Origin of the sequence: Marinimicrobium sp. UBA4509 (assembly GCF_002388575.1) — a bacterium.
GTDB lineage: Bacteria > Pseudomonadota > Gammaproteobacteria > Pseudomonadales > Cellvibrionaceae > Marinimicrobium > Marinimicrobium koreense.
Genome location: NZ_DGMV01000003.1, coordinates 3,918 through 4,410 on the forward strand (window position 1 = coordinate 3,918; position 493 = coordinate 4,410).

1 protein-coding gene is annotated in these 493 nt (G+C 49.3%); it reads left to right on the forward strand.

Going from position 1 to position 493, the window contains the following annotated elements; genetic code table 11:
- Positions 1–152: 152 nt before the first annotated feature.
- Complete coding sequence (locus B3520_RS00120) at positions 153–482, forward strand: copper-binding protein (RefSeq protein WP_286806364.1); 330 nt, start codon at positions 153–155, stop codon at positions 480–482.
- The last annotated feature ends 11 nt before the right edge of the window (positions 483–493 follow it).

Below are 493 nucleotides of genomic sequence, written 5' to 3' on the forward strand. Positions count from 1 at the left end.
GGTTTTGGTGCCAAGGGCCTGGCAGGTCTTTGGCGCCAAATTCATTTTTGCGCATCGTGAGCTTGTAAAAGCTCGTGGTGCCGAAATTCAGACCTAAGCGTCCTGTCAGGACGATTTACTAGAAATCTAAGTATATTTAGAGGAAACATATTATGAAAAACGTAATTGGAGCGACAGCTATCAGCTTCTCGGTACTTTTTGTAGGCGGTGTTGGAGCGGCTGCACTTGTGCCTGCCGTTTACGCACAGGAAGCGGTGGAAACGCATCAAACGACCGCGACTGTAAAAAGTGTCGACAAAGAAAGCAATCGCGTCACCTTGGCCCACGATCCGGTCCCAACTTTGGACTGGCCGGCCATGACTATGGGCTTTGCGGTTGCCGACAAAGCGCTACTCAAAGACTTGAAAACGGGGGAGAAAATCTCGTTTACATTTACCAAGAAGAACGGCAGATTCGTGGTGACTGACATCGAAAGCCGTTAAAACGGCGAAGC

Excerpts from the sequence above, each read along its gene's own strand:
- B3520_RS00120 (WP_286806364.1), top strand. The coding sequence starts at position 153 with ATGAAAAACGTAATTGGAGCGACAGCTATCAGCTTCTCGGTACTTTTT.